Source organism: Sulfuricurvum sp. RIFCSPLOWO2_12_FULL_43_24 (assembly GCF_001829605.1).
Taxonomy (GTDB): Bacteria; Campylobacterota; Campylobacteria; order Campylobacterales; family Sulfurimonadaceae; genus Sulfuricurvum.
In genome coordinates this window covers 1-909 of record NZ_MIBT01000094.1, presented here as the reverse complement: position 1 = coordinate 909, position 909 = coordinate 1, and the positions used below count along the sequence as shown (strand labels likewise).

Genomic DNA, 909 nt, shown 5'->3' with positions numbered 1-909 from the left:
TCCCCATCGGATTTTATTCCGATTGCTGAGGAGAGCAGCCTAATCCTTGCAATCGGCGAATTTGTATTAGTCGAGAGTTTTAAAACAGCTAAACGATGGTTTGATTCCAATCTTTTGGTGGGTCGTATCGCGGTCAATGTCGCAGCGAACCAGTTTGTCCATACCGATTTTATAGCAATCTTAGAGCGGATTTTAGAAGAGACACAATGTAAGCCTGAATGGATCGAGCTCGAAATCACGGAGCGTTCAATCCTTTCAAACCCTGAAAAAGTCATTGTAATGCTAGAAGAGCTACGGGCAAAAGGATTCCATGTATCGATTGATGATTTCGGTACAGGCTATTCTTCTCTTTCGTATCTTAAAAATCTTCCAATCAATAAATTAAAAATTGATATCTCTTTCGTCCGAAATATAACCCATGAACCCAAAAATCAAACGATTGCAAAAGCAATTATCGCATTGGCAAAAGGGTTGGATTTGGACGTATTGGCTGAAGGGGTAGAAAGTGCTGAGGAGATGGAGTTTTTACGTCTCAACAGTATAAATTCGATCCAAGGGTACTATTATTATAAACCAGTTTCCAGAGAAGCTTTCGAAGCACTGCTTCGGGAATAGGAAATTACCCTCTCCCTCGTGTACCATAATAATAAGCTTCGTCATCATTATTAGACGGTTCAGGGATTTTGAGCTCCAACGGGGCTGGAACTTCTACGTTTGTAAATCCGGCTATGAGATCAAATTTCTCTTCTCCTAAACTCATGAGTTGACTCTCTAAAATACGAAGTTTGTGTTTGAGTTTATCCGAGAGGACAATGATCTCTTCATAATAGCGAAGGGAGAGCTCGATTTCATGTTCGCTTGCTTTATTTTTACTTCCCAGTAGTCCACCTAAAATATTTTTCTTTTTTT

General features: G+C 39.7%; 2 protein-coding genes. One reads left to right on the top strand and one right to left on the bottom strand.

What is annotated here, in order from left to right; translation table 11 throughout:
• Positions 1–615 (top strand): EAL domain-containing protein (locus A3G19_RS09000; protein ID WP_294872167.1); only part of this gene is annotated, 615 nt, incomplete at its 5' end.
• A 4-nt stretch (positions 616–619) separates the two neighbouring features.
• On the opposite strand, the gene A3G19_RS08995 is transcribed toward A3G19_RS09000, so the two are convergent.
• Positions 620–909: hypothetical protein (locus A3G19_RS08995; protein WP_294872165.1), on the bottom strand; the 290-nt coding region annotated here is incomplete at its 5' end.